This is a genomic window from Glutamicibacter mishrai (genome assembly GCF_012221945.1).
GTDB lineage: Bacteria > Actinomycetota > Actinomycetes > Actinomycetales > Micrococcaceae > Glutamicibacter > Glutamicibacter mishrai.
The window spans coordinates 2,172,857-2,189,256 of the sequence record NZ_CP032549.1 but is presented as its reverse complement, the minus strand read 5'-3'; the positions used below and the strand labels follow the sequence as shown (position 1 = coordinate 2,189,256).

The window sequence follows — 16,400 nt, the reverse complement described above, 5'->3', positions numbered from 1 at the left end:
ATTTCGCGCCGGAACTGTGGATCATGCCGTTTCGAGCTGTGTTGTCGATTCATCTCCGGAATTGAATGCGTGTCGATATTGGCTGGGTGTCAGCGAAGTAGACCGTTTGAAGATGGTGCGGAAGTTAGCACCTGACCCCAGTCCGGTGCATGCGGCAATCCTTTCAACAGATGCCGTTGTCGTTTCAAGCAGTTCCTTGGCACGTTCGACCCGCTGACTGGCAAGCCACTTCATCGGGGTTGTCCCTGCATGCGTCTCAAATCTTCGTGCGAGCGTTCTTTCGCTAAGCGAGGTCGCTGCGCTGATATCCGCAATTGTGATTGATTGGTGCATGTGCTTAATTGCCCATTCCATGGCAACCGCAACGTCCGTCGGATGCTCAACGGCACCAAACAACGATCGATTCTTAATGAACTGCGATTGGGTACCTTCACGCCGTGGAGCGGAAACGATGGATCGCGCGGTCAGATTTCCTTGGGCAGCGCCCCAGTCCTTTCGAACCAGGTGAAGGCACAAGTCAATTCCGGCAGCAACGCCCGCGGAAGTGAGTACCTGCCCGTTATCGACGAAGAGAACATTTTCATCCACAGTGATCTGAGGGAAGAGACGCGCGAGGTCACCAGTCGATTCCCAATGTGTAGTCGCCGTCAAACCGTTCAAGATTCCCGTCTGCGCCAAAGCAAAAGCACCTGTGCATATCGAAACCATGCGGGCTCCGCGTTGCTGTGCTGCGATCAACGCTTCAAGGACATCAGGCGAAAGCGGATCTCGGGAGTGAGTGAATCCTGGAACGATCACCGTATCCACCTCTGCCAGCAGATCAAGCCCTCGATCTGGAACTATCGAATACCCTCCCGTCGCGGGTACCGGTTGGCTGTCCTCCGCACAGGTTGCTACCTCGTAAAAGCCGGAGGTGTTTCTCCCGAGCACTTGAATAGGAATGCCAAAATCCAAAGCTAGAACTTCGGGCAACGCCAAGACCGCAACTTTGATCGGTTTCGGTCCACCGCTTTGGGCAGTAACGCCTTGAATCGAATTGGCAGAATTCTTTTGCATAGTGACAATCCTGCCACTGTCGTACTTTTTTGCCCAGTGAAATCGTTGGAACATGATCAAATCACCACCCCGATTTCGAATCCTCCTGGCTCAACTTATTGCCGCCCAGGCCTGCTATTACATGATCGTCAGCATCGACCTAACCTTGACTGGATTGGTTGGAATGTCGCTAGCATCTGTCCCGGCACTAATGACGCTTCCATTGAGTCTTATCGTCGTTATCGGTACGGTCTGCTCGTTCATCGCCGGACATGCTGCCGCTCGATTTGGGTATCGACCTGTCATGGTTACCGGAGCACTCACGGTTGTTGTTGGCGGGACCGTGTCGGCTATCGCCGTCGCTTCGCATTCGTTCAGCCTGTTTTGCCTGGGTACAGCATTGACCGGAGGGTACAGGGCAGTAGGTGGATTCCTACGATTCGTGGCCTCAGAATATGCGTCACCAACCAAGCGCGAACGTGCCCTCGCGCTAGTCATGTACGGCGGAATAATCGCAGCGGCGTTGGGTCCGTTCGCTGCCATCGTCGCTTCAAGAACAGCCGAACAGCCCTACTTAGGATCGTGTATCTTGATAGCAATTCTTGGGATCGTCGCACTGGTACTCGCCGCGACCATGCCACCAGCCACAGGCAGAAACAGGGAAGCACACAATTGCGCAATTAGGATTCAGGAACGCATCGGTAATCCTACGTTTCAACAAGCAGTACTCATATTAGCGGGCTCAGGGCTAGTGATGACTCTGGTTATGGCATCAGGTCCGTTGGCAAACGATCATGCAGGCCACGGTTCTGCGGTCGGAGCGGCAATGATCCAGTGGCACCTTGTAGGGATGTTTGCCCCTTCGGCTCTGAGCGCACTATTGCTCAAAAAGTATGGCGCTTTTAAGGCCAATGTCTTTGGTGTCTCGGTCATCGCGTCTGGGTGCGCGATTGGGCTAATTTCGGCCTCGGGTTGGGGCATGACGGCAACGATGATGCTCGTTGGCGTTGGATGGAATGTTCTATTCGTGGCTGGTTCGGCATTACTTCTCCAGTCTTATCCTCAAGGCAGAGGAGCGAAACTCCAAGGTTTCACAGACGGAGCTACCGCCGCCATTTCGGCTGGAGGATCTTTTGCGGCTGCTTGGCTTCTGCAGAGTCTTGGGTGGAACGGAATAAATCTCTTGGCGCTCGCGGTCATTGCGAGCATCCTAACGAACCTTGTTTGGCTGAGTATTCGTGCGCGCAGAGCCCATGCATTAGCAGCTGCCCAATCTTCGTCATTGGTCGCCTCAGAATCATAGGCATTGAAGTTTCTGGTGGGAGCGCCCCCTCACCCACACGTACGGCTTGGATTCTGGCCATTGATGGGTGGCTAGAGAAGAGGGCTCACCGTGGCGCAAGCAGCGGGGTTGGGGAAACCGACCCGGTCTAGTTTGAGGCCAAAATGATCGAACCTGTCACTCTGGAAGCATGAATCTTGGTGTCAACCAAACCTTCACAAGGAGCAAATTTCGGCGATGTCGCAGCCGGTTGCGCTGACAAGGTTGAGCATTCTTCAACGCTATCCATCCAACGTTCGGACCTCGAGTTATGACCGAGTTCCTGCCATCAAATCAGCGATGGGTTACTCAAACGAACGATCAGCTCCGCTCAGTCCACGCTTTTCAAATCGACGCACTGGAAACCATGAGGAATCAGGCCCAAAGTCGACGACTCCACGTTCCGAGTAACCGAGACGTTCGTAGTACTGACAGAGATTTGCATTTGAGGCAACACAATCGAGACGAGCAATTGAATGACCGGTGGCAAAAATGCTTTGTTCTGCCCAAGCAAGTACCTCTTGTCCGATACCCTGTCCAGATAGAGACCGATCGACCATTAGCCCGTGGATGTAAGCAGCCTGCGGATCATCTTCAGGCCAGATCAAATCGTCAGTTTCAACGATACGAACCATTGCGATGATCTTTCGGTCCTCCTTGCAAACCCACCATTCATTGCGGCTAATTTGTTCGGCAACTTGTTCAGTTGAAAGTTCACCGGGCACCCATTGTTGTATCTGCTTTTGTTGTTGCCAACGTGCCAGTGAATCGCGAAGCTCAACGATGCCAATCGTGTCGTCCTGAGTCGCAAGATGCAGCAGATTAGTGTCCGTCATTCATCGAAGTATTCCACGCGCAGACAGACTTGGGACCCAACCATTCCTAATGGTTTCGGCAAAGACCACTGCTGGAGTTTAGAGAATCGACTCACATTGCTGAGCCCAGGCCCTCGAGAAACGATAGTGGCTTTTTCCCATACCAATGTTTATTGCGATAAGCATTGGTATGGTTAGTCCATGCCAATGTTTGAGCAGGATATGGACTGGCCGCCACCAGCGTATGAAGAGCGAGCTTGGGACCTCGTTCAGGACGAGTACGCCTCCCGAGCGCAACGACGTCGAGCAGCCGGACCGTACCTAGCGGCAGTGCCCGCACTCATTTCCGGTTTGGATATCCAACTCGATGGGGAGCTGCAAGCGCTAATCGAGGAAGCGGCCAGCGAACTCTCTCGCTTTGATGCTGAGGTAGGGCACATCGCTGCACCATTCGCATCCATACTTCTACGCACTGAAAGTGCCTCGAGTTCAGAGATTGAAAACCTGACCAGCGGCGCTCGACAGATCGCCTTAGCCGAACTCGGGGAACATGCCTCGAAGAACGCACAACTGATCGTCGGAAATGTCAGGACCATGCAGGCGGCGCTAGCCCTGTCCGAATCTATCGATGGCCACGCCATCCTAGAAATGCATCGCGCATTGTTAGAGCAAAGCAACCCCGACATCGTTGGTCATTGGCGAGATCAACAGGTGTGGATCGGCGGAGGAAGCCTGAGCCCCCACACGGCACAGTTTGTACCGCCGCATCATGAGCGAGTCGCCGAGCTCATGGACGATCTTGTCGACTTCTCAAACCGAGCCGATCTTCCTGTTCTGGTACAGACGGCAATTGCCCACGCCCAATTTGAAACGATCCATCCATTTCCTGATGGCAATGGAAGAGTTGGCCGAGCACTCATTCAGGCAATGTTGCGCGGGGCGCGGCTAACACGCAACGTCACTGTTCCTGTCTCCGCAGGATTATTACATGACACTTCTCGTTATTTTGACGCTCTGAGCGCTTATCGCTCCGGAGATATTGCGCCAATCGTGCGTGCCATCGCGGACGCATCTTTCGCTGCGGTTCACAATGGCCGCGTTCTGGTACAAGATTTGGAAGCTGTCCAAGGTCAATGGCGCGAGAAGGTAAAAGTTCGGCGAGACTCATCGGTGCACCGGTTACTAAACGTCCTTCTTCGCCAGCCGGTTATCAACGGTGCCACCGCTGCCGAACAACTTGGCATTACAACGGTCAATGCGCAGGTCGCTATCAATCGTCTAGTCGACGTCGGAGTTTTGACCCAGATCACTGACGGCAGACGCAATCGAATTTGGGTGGCGGAAGATGTCGTGCAGGTTCTTGACCAGTTTGCTGCCCGTGCCAAACGACGCAGGTAAAAAGCATTGACGTCCTGCCGTTCTCGAACTGTCCTATTGAGAACGTAGTATCAATTCCATGAGTGATGTGCTTTCCCGGTTTGGTGCGGCCACCCGCAAGTGGTTCACCGATGTCTTCTCTGCGCCCACCGTTGCGCAAAGCGGCGCCTGGGAATCCATCTCCGACGGGAAGCACACCCTAGTCATCGCTCCAACGGGTTCAGGTAAAACCTTGGCCGCATTCCTCTGGGCTTTGGACCGGTTACACCATGCAGAACTAGACACTCCAGCATTGCCTGGCCTGGAATCCGATGCGGATCATCCGACAGGCAACGGCACCAAGGTCCTCTATATTTCTCCGCTGAAAGCCTTGGGCGTAGACGTTGAGCGCAACTTGCGTTCCCCACTCGCCGGCATCCGCGCCACCGCTCATGAAATGGGCTTGTCCCAGCCTTCGGTTTCGGTGGGTGTACGCTCGGGCGATACTCCGGCTAATGACCGGCGCAAGCTGCTCAAGGATCCGCCGGAAATCCTGATCACTACGCCTGAGTCGCTGTACCTGATGCTCACCAGCCAAGCCCGCAAAACCTTGTCCCAAGTGCATACGGTCATCATCGATGAAGTCCACGCCATCGCCAATACCAAGCGCGGCACCCACCTGGCATTGTCCTTGGAACGCCTCGATGCGTTGCTCCCCACTCCGGCCCAACGCATTGGCCTATCAGCCACGGTGGAACCGCCCGAGGAAGTCGCCCGCTTCCTGGCGGGTTCAGCACCGGTGAATATCGTGCGCCCCCCGTCCATCAAGAAGTGGGAGCTGGCGGTGCGCGTCCCGGTCGAGGACATGACCGATCTGCCTTCGGCAGCTGGTGCCCACGATCTGGGACCTGGCTCCTCCCCCGCAGCATCGGCCAGCATCTGGCCGCACGTGGAAAACCAGCTGGTGGACCTGGTGCTGGAAAACCACTCAACGATCATCTTCGCCAACTCCCGAAGATTGGCCGAGCGTCTCACCGGACGGCTCAACGAAATCTACGCCGAACGCGAGGGATTCAGCGCCGAGGATACTTCCACCTCTTCCCCAGCCGTATTAATGGCCCAGGCCGGATCCACCGCGGCTTCGAACCCGGAAGCGCCCCTGCTCGCCCGAGCCCACCACGGCTCGGTCTCCAAAGATGCTCGCGCCCAGATTGAAGAGGATCTGAAGCTGGGCAAGCTGCGCGCCGTGGTCGCCACCAGCTCACTGGAACTGGGCATCGACATGGGTCTGGTGGATCTGGTCATCCAGGTCGAGTCCCCCAACTCCGTCTCCTCCGGCCTGCAACGCGTGGGCCGTGCAGGACACCAAGTTGGTTCTGTTTCCCAAGGCATCTTCTTCCCCAAGCACCGCGCCGACCTGCTCTCCACCGCGCTGGTGGTCACGCGCATGCGCCAAGGATCCATCGAAAAAATGGTCATCCCGGCCAACCCGCTCGACGTATTGGCCCAGCAGACCCTGGCCGCGGTAGCCATGGAAGATCTGGAAGTCGAGAAATGGTTCGAGACCGTACGCAGGTCAGCGCCCTACCAGCAGCTTCCGCGCAGCGCCTATCTAGCCACCTTGGACATGCTCTCGGGCAAGTACCCCTCAGATGAATTTGCCACGCTCAAACCACGACTGATCTGGGACCGCGATGCCGGCATGCTCACTGCGCGCCCCGGCGCCCAGCGCCTCGCGGTCATATCCGGCGGCACCATCCCGGACCGCGGGCTTTTCGGCGTCTTCCTTGCTGGTGCCGAAGATGACAAGGCACCCAAGCGCGTAGGCGAGCTGGATGAGGAAATGGTCTACGAGTCGCGGGTGGGTGACGTCTTTGCCCTCGGCGCGACCAGCTGGCGCATCGAAGACATCACCCATGACCGGGTACTGGTCACCCCGGCCTTCGGACAACCCGGAAAGCTTCCGTTCTGGCACGGTGATGGACTGGGCCGCCCGGTGGAACTCGGCGCAGCCTTGGGTGAATTCACTACCAGCCTGCTGGCCAGCGAACGCACCGAAGCGTCAGAAGTCTTGCGTGCCGGTGGGCTGGATGACTTCGCAGCCAATAACCTGCTGAATTACTTGGGCGAACAGCGCAGGGCTACCGGCCAGGTGCCGAACCATCAGAACTTCGTGATCGAGCGTTTCCATGATGAGCTCGGCGATTGGCGAGTCATCCTGCACTCCCCCTTCGGCCTGGCAGTCCACGCCCCGTGGGCACTGGCCGTGGGTGCGCGCGTACGCGAACGCTGGGGGCTGGATGCCTCGGCGATGGCCGCCGATGATGGCATTGTGCTGCGCATTCCGGCCATGGATGACCAAGCACCCGGAGCGGACCTTTTTGCTTTTGAAGCCGATGAAATCATCGACGTGGTCACCTCGCAGGTGGCGAATTCTGCGTTGTTCGCTTCCCGCTTCCGCGAATGCGCGGCTCGCGCCTTGTTGCTTCCCCGGATCAACCCGAGCAAGCGCACGCCATTGTGGCAGCAGCGCCAACGGGCGAGCCAGCTGCTGGATGTAGCTCGGAATTACCCGGATTTCCCGATCATCCTTGAAACCGTACGCGAGTGCCTGAATGACGTTTATGATCTGCCGGCTTTGTCTGCGATTCTGTCCAAGGTCTCTTCACGCGCCATCCGGCTGGTCGAAGTCACTACCGAGTTGCCTTCTCCTTTCGCCCAATCCCTGCTCTTTGGCTATGTTGCGCAGTTCCTCTATGAGTCTGATGCACCGCTAGCCGAACGCCGCGCGGCAGCGCTAAGCCTGGATCCGGTATTGCTCGGCGAATTGCTGGGCCGCAATGACGTCCGTGAAATCCTTGATCCTCAAGTCATCGCTGGACTGCAGGAACAGTTGCAGTACCGGGCGGAAAACCGGCGGTTGGCCGGCATGGAAGGCGCAGCCGACCTGTTGCGCCTTCTGGGACCTTTGAGCATCGAACAGCTGGCCGCCCGGCTCCGAGATCCGAATGATGACAGCGCGCCACTTGATCCCGCTATGGCTAGGGAACATGCCGAGTCGCTGGTTGCCACCCGGCGTGCCTTCACCCTGCGCCAAAATGGCGCCTTGGCCTATGCGGCGATCGAAGATGCCGGCAAGCTGCGTGATGCCCTGGGCACCCCATTGCCCACCGGAATTCCTGCCGCGTTCTTGGAGCCGGTGGCTGACCCTATCCAGGATCTGATCTCGCGCTTCGCCCGCACCCATGTTCCTTTTACGCTCACCGAAATCGCGACCGAGCTCTCGCTCGGTGTTGCGGTGCTGCGACCAATACTCGACCAGCTGGTAGCCGCTGGCCGGTTATCGGTCGGAGCTTTCCGTCCGGTGGAAATTGTCCCCGAAGGCATTAGCAGTGATGAATACTGCGACGTCCAGGTGCTGCGCACCATCCGCACCAGGTCCTTGGCGGCCCTGCGCGCCGAGGTGGAACCTGTTGATCAAAATACCTATGCCCGGTTCCTTCCGTCCTGGCAGCAGGTAGGTTCGACGCTCAGCGGCGCCGACGGAGTTTATGAAATCGTAGCCCAGCTAGCAGGGGCCGAAGTTCCCGCTTCAGCACTGGAGTCCTTCATCCTTCCTGCCCGGCTCAAGGGATACCAGAGCTCCTGGCTCGATGAACTGTGCAGCACAGGGGATGTCCTGGTGTGCGGCGCCGGAGCGTCCGGTGGCAAAGACGGCTGGTTGTCATTGCATACCGCGGAGCACGCAGCACTCTCCCTGCCGACCCCTGACGCGAACGACCTGCAGGCACTGGATCTGCGCGTACTTGAAGCCTTTGAAGCGACCGGCGCCTACTTTGCTGAAGAACTGGCCGCCCGTATCCACCATCCGGATAAGCCTCCGGTAAGTGCCACCGATATTGCCGAATCCTGCTGGCGCCTGTTCTGGGCAGGCTATATTTCGCCTGACACGCTGGCCCCGATTCGCGGTTACTTGGCGGGCGGAAGCACTGCGCACAAGATCGCCAAGCCAGCACCGCGGGCCAGGGCCGCCCGGCTGAACCGGCTCTCGGGCCTGAACCGGCTGGCACAGGAACAGGGCGGCTCTCCGATGCGCGGTCCGCGTGGTTCAGCACGCTGGTCCTTGCTTCCCCAACCGGTGGCGGACCCGACTATTTCCGCGCATGCTACCGCCGAAATCATGCTGGAGCGTTATGGTGTGCTCACCCGCGGCTCAGTCGCAGCTGAAGCAGTACCAGGCGGTTTCGGCCAGCTCTACCGGGTGCTGTCCAAGCTGGAAGAGGCCGGGCATGCCCGACGCGGCTACTTCGTGGAAAAGCTGGGCGCAGCCCAATTCTCCACTTCCACCACGATCGACCGTTTGCGTGGATACCAATTATCAGAGGATCCGCGACGCCAGCCGGTTGCGGTGGTGCTCGCATCCACCGACCCGGCCAACCCTTACGGTGCTGCGCTGGGCTGGCCAACCACGCAAACCGGACATCGCCCCGGACGCAAGGCAGGAGCCATCGTCGGATTGCTGGATGGCCAATTGTGCTTCTATCTTGAACGCGGCGGTCGCACGGTATTGACCTTTGCCCAGCTTCCCGAAGAGTCATGGAACATCATCGCCATGCACTTGGTGGCAGCCCTGCGTACTGCGAAGGTGGAGAAAATCGCTATCGCCACCGTGGACGGACAACCGGTTCTTGACCATCCTGTGGGAATAGCGCTGCTGGCAGCCGGATTCTATTCCACGCCGCAAGGAATTCGATTCCGGCGCTGAATTAGCGGCAGAAAGAAGAAGGCTCATGCCCGAAGGTGATTCCGTTTATCGTGCCACGGCCCGGCTCCATCACGCGCTGGCCGGACAATCCCTGCTGTCCTCGGACTTTCGTGTACCGGCCCTGGCGACAACGGATCTCACGAGTTATGCAGTGCATGAGGTCGTTCCCGCAGGCAAGCATCTGCTGATGCGGCTGAAACCTCCGGCAAGCGTTGCTTCCGAAATTTCCGCCAAGCCGTTGACCTTGCATTCACATCTGCTGATGGAGGGCCGCTGGGATCTCTATGCGCCCAGCGAGCGCTGGAAGAAACCGGCGCACACCGCGCGGGTAGTGCTCAAGACCGCCATGGTCACCGCCGTGGGCTTTGACATTGCCCAGGTGCGGTTGGTGCCTACCGAACAGGAATCCGACCTCGTCGGTCATCTGGGACCGGATCTGCTGGGTGCGAATTGGGATCCAGTGCTGGCAGCAGATAACCTGCGCCACGATCCGCACCAGGGCATCGGCCAGGCGCTCTTGGACCAGCGGATCATGGCGGGCGTGGGAAATGTCTACCGTAGCGAAATCCTATTCCTGCGGCGTTTGCATCCGCTGACCGAAGTCGGGCAGATTGCCGATCTGCCAACGGTAGTGCAGATCGCCCATCGCCTGCTGGACATCAATAAGGACCGGGCACGTCGTGTGACCACCGGCCAAGAACGCACCCGGGAACCGCTGTGGGTTTATGGCCGCGCCGGGAAACCTTGCCTTCGCTGCGGTACACGTATCGAGCTGCTCAAGATCCCTTCCACACCGGAAGGCGCCGAGCGGGATTGCTACTGGTGCCCGCATTGCCAACCAGCGGTCTAAAGCCCTGGCGCAAAGATGAAAGAATAGCCTTTATGGCTATGGAATCCCCACTCCCCGTTCGCAACGGCGTGAATGCGACCCGTTTGCGCCTCCCGCAGGACGGCGGATGGGCCACCGTGGCCGATTATTTGCTGGAGCGCTTCGGCCATGTGGACCCCGAAGGCATACTGCGACGCTTCGACAACCAAGAAATTGTCGGGCTCGGCGGAGTGCCGCTGGACCGGCAGACCCCGATGGGCGAGCACGAGTTCATCTGGTACTACCGCTCGCTGCCGGTAGAAACACCGATACCTTTTGAAGCGAAGATCCTGCACCAAGACGAGCATCTGCTGGTGGTGGACAAGCCGCACTTCCTGCCGACCACTCCTGGCGGACGATTCATCCAGGAATCAGCCCTGGTGCGTCTGCGCAACCAGACCGGCATCGATGATCTTGTGCCAATGCACCGGCTGGATCGAGCCACCGCAGGCGTCATCCTTTTTGCCGTCAACCCGGAAACCCGCGGCGCCTACCAGATGCTTTTTGAACGCCGCGAAATCAGCAAACGCTACAAGGCTGTCGTCGCTTTGCAACCGGGAGACGGCTTGGAAACCGGTCGGGTGCTCCAGCCCAACGGCGAACACTCACTGGTCAAGGACGAGGCGCAATTGCACGAGCTTCTTGATCAGATGCCGATGATCTTCGAGAACCGCATGTCCAAGGTCAAAGGCCAGCTGCGTTCGATCGTGGAGGACGGCGCACCGAATGCCAAGACCTTCATTGATGTCGAAGCAGTAGGCCGCAGCTCCGGCCACCATGCAGGATTGGAGGTGGCCTTGATGGATCTGAAACCCCATTCCGGCAAGACCCACCAGCTGCGCGTGCACCTGGCATCGCTGGGCTTGGGAATCATCAATGACGCGTTTTACCCGCGTTTATGGGATCTGGCTCCAGATGATTACCAGCGCCCGCTGCAGCTTCTGGCGCACACCATTTCCTTCACTGATCCGCTGACCGGAATCGACCGCAGTTTCACCTCTGCCCAGAAGCTGGCTGAATCGCCCATCGCCTAGCGGTGCTTCTCAACGCCACCGAACTGCCCTAGGCTATTTCTGATAACTCAGCAATCGTTAGGGACCGAAGCATCATGGCCGAGCAGCATCCGACCCCGCCCATCGATTCGCTGATGGAGCCCGGCCAGCTGGCCACGCCTGCCACCTCAGCCGAGCATGATTTTGTCCTGCCCTACCCGGCTCCGGATGATCGCCCGAATCCCGAAGTCGAGCCCTTCGACAAGATCCGAGGCTACCTGTTGGCTTCGGCAGCCCTCTTGCTGCTCATCACATCCCTGGTGTTCTCATCCTCGATGGATGGACGCGATCGCATTAGCCTGCTCGATAGCAGCATTGTCCCGGCCATACTTTGGCCAGTTACGTCGGTCTTCCTGTTGGCCAGCGCCGCTTTTTCGCTGAGCCCCGGCCAGCTTTCGGCTCGCCGTCAACGCGTCATCAGCATCTTCGCCATCAGCTCTTCAGCCATGGCTGCCTGCGCCATCACCCTCGCCGCCGGGTTCCTGCAGACGGCCGCGGCAGTTCTCGCTACCCTTGCTTCGCTGTTGGCGCTGGTCGGAGTGCACCAACTCAATCGCCTGACTGCGCGCAACAAGAAGGAGCATTGGTTCACCGATGCGCCGCTGAGTTTCCTGGCCGGCTTTTCCATGGCCTACACGCTGCACTTGTGGTTGGCCGTGGCGGGCTGGAACGAAACCAGCCATAACCTGCAGGTCGCACTGGTTGCCGTTGCCGTGTCCTTGCTGGCCGCCGGGTACGCGCATACCGAACGCGGGCGCCACGCACTGGCCAGCGGTTTCGGCATCGCCATGATTGCCGCCGCCATCAACGGGTGGCTGAGGGATGCGACCGGGCTATGGGTGGCGGCGATCTGCATTCTGATGTCGTTGCTGGTGTTCCTCATGGCCGAAAACCGCCGGTTCCGGATCAGCCACGCGGAACACCGCGCCCAGCGCGGCAAGCCCGTAGATTTCTAGGACTTTTGCCGCGCTGGCATCAGCTTTAGCGCGGTGCCATGCGGATTGCCCCGTCAAGACGGATGGTTTCGCCGTTGAGCATCGGGTTGGCAACAATGTGTTCCACCAGGGCCGCATACTCGTCCGGACGTCCCAGACGCGATGGGTGCGGCACCTGCGCGCCTAATGAATCCTGGGCTGCCTGCGGCAGGGAATCCATCATGGGCGTGTGGAAAATACCTGGCGCAATGGTCATGACCCTGATCTGATGGCTGGCCAGCTCGCGTGCCACCGGCAGGGTCATGGCCGCCACGGCTCCCTTGGACGCGGCATAGGCCGGCTGTCCGATCTGGCCGTCGAAGGCCGCGACCGAGGCTGTATTCACGATGACTCCGCGTTCGGTTGTCCCGTTGGCGTCGGTGAGCGCTTCGCTGTGAACCATGGATTCAGCGGCAAGGCGCAGCACGTTGAATGTGCCGTTCACATTGATGTCCAGCACCTTGGAGAATCGTTCCAGCGGCAAGACGCCCTCGCGGCCCAGCACCTTGCCAGGTGTGGCCACGCCGGCGCAGTTCACCACAACGCGCAGCACGCCGAGTTCTTTGCAGCGCTCGATCGCGGTGGCTACCTGTTGCGGATCGGTGACATCGGCCGGGGCATAACGGACATTCGAGCCGATCTGCGCGGCGATTTCATCCCCGTCTTCGCGCGGCAGATCCACCACGAGAACATGTTTGGCCGTGGCCGAAAGCTTCTGGGCGGTGGCCCGCCCCAGGCCTGAAAGCCCTCCGGTGACCAGCGCGACCGAATCCTGCAACTGCATGCTTACCCCTTCGTAGTCAGTACACTTATCAGCCAGCCTACTGCCGAGCCACCCACCGGGACAGGAGCCGGCCGGGTCCAGAGACAAAAATTGCCGGATGCTCATCAAGAACATCCGGCAATCTTTGAATCAGTGATCGGTTAGTGCTTTTCAGCCGCGGCAGGCTCAGCGCCGAGGCTCACCAGATCCTTCTTGCCGCCCAGCAGGAAGCCGATGACGATGATGCCAACGCTGCAGCCGGCACCGATCAGGAAGCCAGGCTGGAATCCTTCAACGGTGGCGGTCAGCTGGTCGCTGCCCGAAGCCAGTTTTGCCGTGGTGGTCGCCGCGACCACGCCCACCAGCAGCGCGGTGCCCATGGCACCAGCCAGCTGCTGCAAGGTGGAGAGCAATGCCGAACCGTGCGAGTGCAGGTGGTGCGGCAGCGGGTTCAGCGCCGTGGTGAACGCCGGGGTGAAGATCAGGGCCAGGCCCAGGCTCATCACCAGGTGCAGTACCACCAGCAACCAGATCGGGGTGCTATCGTCCAGGATCAGCGCGTAGCCCAACAGGGAGGCCAGCAGGATGATGGCGCCGGGGACGATCAATGGGCGAGCGCCCAAGCGGTCGTACAGCTTGCCGACCATCGGAGCCAGAATACCCATGAGCAGGCCGCCGGGAAGCATGATCAAGCCGGTGGTCAGGGTCTCGATGCCCAGCACGTTGGTGAAGAACATCGGCAGCAGGATGATCACGCCGAACAGGGAAATCATCGCGAACATCATCAGCAGCAGCGAGAGCGTGAAGTCCTTGAAGCCCAGTGGACGCAAGTCCAGCAGGGCCTTGTCTTCCTTCTGCAAACGCAGCTGCAGGAAGACGAAGGCAGCCAGGCACAGCAGCGCCACCACGAGGATGGCGATGTTGGTTGGGGTAACGCCTACGGACAGCCGGCTCAGGCCGAAGACCAATCCGCCGAAGGCCGGGATGGCCAGGATGACCGAGGTCGCCGACAGCGGAGTGGACGCGCCGTCAACCTCGTTGGACAGGCGCGGGGTGCCGATGATCAATGCGGCGATCGCGATCGGGATGATCACGATGAACATGAAGCGCCAGGACAGGTACTGCAAGATCAGTCCCGACAGGGTCGGGCCGATGGCAGGGGCCACCGAGATCACGATGGAGACGTTGCCCATCAGCACGCCGCGGCGTTCGGCCGGAACCAGGTGCAAGATGGTGGTCATCAGCAACGGCATCATGATGGCGGTACCGCAGGCCTGGATGACGCGGGCTACCAGCAGGACGGTGAGTCCCGGGGCAGCCGCGGCCAGGATGGTGCCCAGCGTGAACAGGCCGATGGCCAGCACGAAGACATTGCGCACGCTCAACCGCTGCAGCAGGAATCCGGTCATCGGAATCACTACTGCCATGGTGAGCATGAAGATGGTCGAGAGCCATTGGATGGCATCTGGGGTGACGTTAAATTCGTGCATCAGAACAGGCAAGGCCACGTTCATGATGGTCTCGTTCAAGATAACCACGAAGCTGGATACGATCAGCACCGCAATCGTGGTGAAGTTCTTTTTGCTCAGTCGTTCTGGAGCGTTCGTCACGGCAGGATTCTGCTTCCACGAGTAATCGAAATGGGATGCGCTTTCCAAAGCCTGCAACGAGCGCGCAGACAAGAGATTGGGATAGCTCAATCAATTTTATCCGGTGAACTCCACCGGCACTAGAGTGCGCCGGGACCCAGTTGGTGAGTTCCGCAACACAGATACAGCTTCATGGCTTGAACGGGGTTTGTGTACGAAGATAGAAGCATGAACGTGCGCACGCCTGATCCCTATCCCGGATGGCTCTCTGAAGAAGACCTCTACGAGGCGCGTCAGCGCCTGCCGATGCTCTACGTCGAGGCCATCCCGGTTCGCCTTGACCCGCTGGGCTACGTGAACGAAGTGGGCCTTCTGCTCACCGGTGACGACGACGGCCGCATGCTGCGGACCTTCGTTTCAGGTCGCGTCATGTACCGCGAGACCATTCGCGCCGCCTTGATCCGGCACATCGAAAAGGACCTGGGCACCATGGTGCTGCCGCAGCTCCCGGCGTCTCCGGTGCCTTTCACCGTGGCCGAATACTTCCCCGCCCCGAGTGAAACAGGACTGACCGACGATCGCCAGCACGCTGTGTCCATGTGCTACATCGTTCCGGTCCGCGGAGAGTCCACCCCGCGCCAGGATGCGCTGGAACTGACCTGGCTCTCGCCTGCCGAGGCCTTGAGGTCGGACATCCAAGGCGAATTTGCCGGAGGCCGTGAAAATATTCTCCGTCAGGCATTAGCCCATGTCGGGGTGAATATCTAGCTTCGGCTTCAGCTCTTGGGATCGAGGCCCTGCTTGCGTTTGAGGACCATGCCGAACCAACTTCCCAAGAGCACGCCGAGCATGCCCACGGCACAGCCGATCAGGGTTTCGACCACGCGGTCGTAAATGACCGCCCCGCTGAGGCCGGTCACCAAGGAGACTCCCACCAGGGCCATGGGCGTAACGAAGATCTGCGCCAAGAAGTAGTTGCGCATCACGAACATCTCCGCCATGAACTGGCAGACGGCGATGAAGGCCATCAAGACCCAGATCTGGGGGTTGAGCCAAATCAGCAGCGCCATCAAGATCATGCCCACCAAGGTCCCGAGCACACGGTGCACGCCGCGGCGGATGCGCAATCTGGTGGTGTGGCCGACCAGCGGCACGACCGCGGCCACCATGGCCCAATAGTTGTGGCCGGCCGATAATTGGCTGCCCACGGTATTGGCCAGGATTCCGGCTACCCCGGCGGAGAGAATGTAGAACAGGCCTTCCCACCAGATCGCCTTGCGCACGTTATCGGACAGCGGCGGTAGCGGGGTGCGTTCCCAGAGGTTGGCCCACTGGCCCAAGGCTCCTGCCGAGCCGATCACCACGGCCAACAGGATAGTCAATGCCGCGACCAGCAGGGCTTCGCCCATGGCTGCCGGGTGCGGGATGGAGGCAATGGCAGCAAAAGCGAAGATGTGGAACAAGGATCCGCCCGGACGCAGCCGCATGAAGCCGACCAGCACCGAGCAGATGCCTGCGACCAGGGTTGTCGCGCCGACAATCTGCCACTGCATCACTTCAGGGTTGTTATGATCAACCCACCAGTACGATGCCGACAGTGCCACCGCGATGACAACAAATAATAAGAGGCCCGAGCGGACCTGCATCCGCAGCCGGTTCCAGTAGCCGTCGACTCGGCCGTAGACCCCGGTGAAGGCTCCGAAGACGGCGAAAACCACGAGGTCCAGTCGGTCAATGGCAAAAAGGGTGATCAGCGGTGCGAAGACGCCGATACCGGTGCGCAACCCGATCCAGTGGTCCTTGCGGGCCGGCCCTAGCGTAATCAGCGCTTTTGTTGATTCCTTCAGTTTCTCCAGGCCCAC

The 16,400-nt window shown here is 59.4% G+C and carries 12 protein-coding genes; 7 read left to right on the top strand and 5 right to left on the bottom strand.

Translation table 11 applies throughout. The features are described 5' to 3' along the window. Window positions 1-21: 21 nt before the first annotated feature. Window positions 22-1,056: a GlxA family transcriptional regulator gene (locus D3791_RS10295; protein WP_172512118.1), complete on the bottom strand. Its 1,035-nt coding sequence runs from the start codon at window positions 1,054-1,056 to the stop codon at window positions 22-24. Between the two features lie 52 nt (window positions 1,057-1,108). Here D3791_RS10295 and D3791_RS10290 point away from each other — a divergent pair, with 52 nt between their 5' ends. Continuing rightward, window positions 1,109-2,338, top strand: coding sequence for an MFS transporter (locus tag D3791_RS10290; protein WP_172512117.1), 1,230 nt, complete (start codon window positions 1,109-1,111; stop codon window positions 2,336-2,338). Window positions 2,339-2,661: 323 nt separating this feature from the next. On the opposite strand, the gene D3791_RS10285 is transcribed toward D3791_RS10290, so the two are convergent. Further along, window positions 2,662-3,192: a GNAT family N-acetyltransferase gene (locus D3791_RS10285; protein WP_172512116.1), complete on the bottom strand. Its 531-nt coding sequence runs from the start codon at window positions 3,190-3,192 to the stop codon at window positions 2,662-2,664. 186 nt (window positions 3,193-3,378) lie between these two features. Here D3791_RS10285 and D3791_RS10280 point away from each other — a divergent pair, with 186 nt between their 5' ends. The 5 genes from D3791_RS10280 to D3791_RS10260 all read left to right on the top strand — a co-directional run bounded on the left by D3791_RS10280 (window position 3,379) and on the right by D3791_RS10260 (window position 12,168). After that, window positions 3,379-4,569: a Fic family protein gene (locus tag D3791_RS10280; protein WP_246242009.1), complete on the top strand. Its 1,191-nt coding sequence runs from the start codon at window positions 3,379-3,381 to the stop codon at window positions 4,567-4,569. Between the two features lie 58 nt (window positions 4,570-4,627). Further along, window positions 4,628-9,292 carry an ATP-dependent helicase gene (locus D3791_RS10275; RefSeq protein WP_172512114.1) on the top strand — a complete coding sequence of 1,555 codons (4,665 nt, stop codon included), beginning with the start codon at window positions 4,628-4,630 and terminating at the stop codon, window positions 9,290-9,292. 25 nt (window positions 9,293-9,317) lie between these two features. Beyond that, window positions 9,318-10,142: an Fpg/Nei family DNA glycosylase gene (locus D3791_RS10270; protein WP_172512113.1), complete on the top strand. Its 825-nt coding sequence runs from the start codon at window positions 9,318-9,320 to the stop codon at window positions 10,140-10,142. A 38-nt stretch (window positions 10,143-10,180) separates the two neighbouring features. Beyond that, on the top strand, window positions 10,181-11,194 hold the full coding sequence (locus tag D3791_RS10265; RefSeq protein ID WP_172512112.1) for a pseudouridine synthase: 1,014 nt from the start codon (window positions 10,181-10,183) through the stop codon (window positions 11,192-11,194). A gap of 74 nt (window positions 11,195-11,268) precedes the next feature. Then, complete coding sequence (locus D3791_RS10260; protein ID WP_172512111.1) at window positions 11,269-12,168, top strand: hypothetical protein; 900 nt, start codon at window positions 11,269-11,271, stop codon at window positions 12,166-12,168. 25 nt (window positions 12,169-12,193) lie between these two features. On the opposite strand, the gene D3791_RS10255 is transcribed toward D3791_RS10260, so the two are convergent. Continuing rightward, the gene (locus D3791_RS10255; protein ID WP_022875492.1) at window positions 12,194-12,970 is read right to left on the bottom strand and encodes an SDR family NAD(P)-dependent oxidoreductase; all 777 of its coding nucleotides are present in this window, start codon (window positions 12,968-12,970) and stop codon (window positions 12,194-12,196) included. Between the two features lie 140 nt (window positions 12,971-13,110). Beyond that, complete coding sequence (locus D3791_RS10250; RefSeq protein ID WP_172512110.1) at window positions 13,111-14,559, bottom strand: MDR family MFS transporter; 1,449 nt, start codon at window positions 14,557-14,559, stop codon at window positions 13,111-13,113. A gap of 207 nt (window positions 14,560-14,766) precedes the next feature. Between D3791_RS10250 and D3791_RS10245 the strand changes: the two genes are divergently transcribed. Further along, on the top strand, window positions 14,767-15,306 hold the full coding sequence (locus D3791_RS10245; RefSeq protein ID WP_022875490.1) for an NUDIX hydrolase family protein: 540 nt from the start codon (window positions 14,767-14,769) through the stop codon (window positions 15,304-15,306). 8 nt (window positions 15,307-15,314) lie between these two features. Here D3791_RS10245 and D3791_RS10240 read toward each other — a convergent pair whose 3' ends face one another. Beyond that, the gene (locus tag D3791_RS10240; protein ID WP_231733567.1) at window positions 15,315-16,400 is read right to left on the bottom strand and encodes an FUSC family protein; all 1,086 of its coding nucleotides are present in this window, start codon (window positions 16,398-16,400) and stop codon (window positions 15,315-15,317) included.

Coding starts and splice junctions, on each gene's coding strand:
- D3791_RS10295 (WP_172512118.1), bottom strand. CDS start 1,056: ATGCAAAAGAATTCTGCCAATTCGATTCAAGGCGTTACTGCCCAAAGC.
- D3791_RS10290 (WP_172512117.1), top strand. CDS start 1,109: ATGATCAAATCACCACCCCGATTTCGAATCCTCCTGGCTCAACTTATT.
- D3791_RS10285 (WP_172512116.1), bottom strand. CDS start 3,192: ATGACGGACACTAATCTGCTGCATCTTGCGACTCAGGACGACACGATT.
- D3791_RS10280 (WP_246242009.1), top strand. CDS start 3,379: ATGTTTGAGCAGGATATGGACTGGCCGCCACCAGCGTATGAAGAGCGA.
- D3791_RS10275 (WP_172512114.1), top strand. CDS start 4,628: ATGAGTGATGTGCTTTCCCGGTTTGGTGCGGCCACCCGCAAGTGGTTC.
- D3791_RS10270 (WP_172512113.1), top strand. CDS start 9,318: ATGCCCGAAGGTGATTCCGTTTATCGTGCCACGGCCCGGCTCCATCAC.
- D3791_RS10265 (WP_172512112.1), top strand. CDS start 10,181: ATGGAATCCCCACTCCCCGTTCGCAACGGCGTGAATGCGACCCGTTTG.
- D3791_RS10260 (WP_172512111.1), top strand. CDS start 11,269: ATGGCCGAGCAGCATCCGACCCCGCCCATCGATTCGCTGATGGAGCCC.
- D3791_RS10255 (WP_022875492.1), bottom strand. CDS start 12,970: ATGCAGTTGCAGGATTCGGTCGCGCTGGTCACCGGAGGGCTTTCAGGC.
- D3791_RS10245 (WP_022875490.1), top strand. CDS start 14,767: ATGAACGTGCGCACGCCTGATCCCTATCCCGGATGGCTCTCTGAAGAA.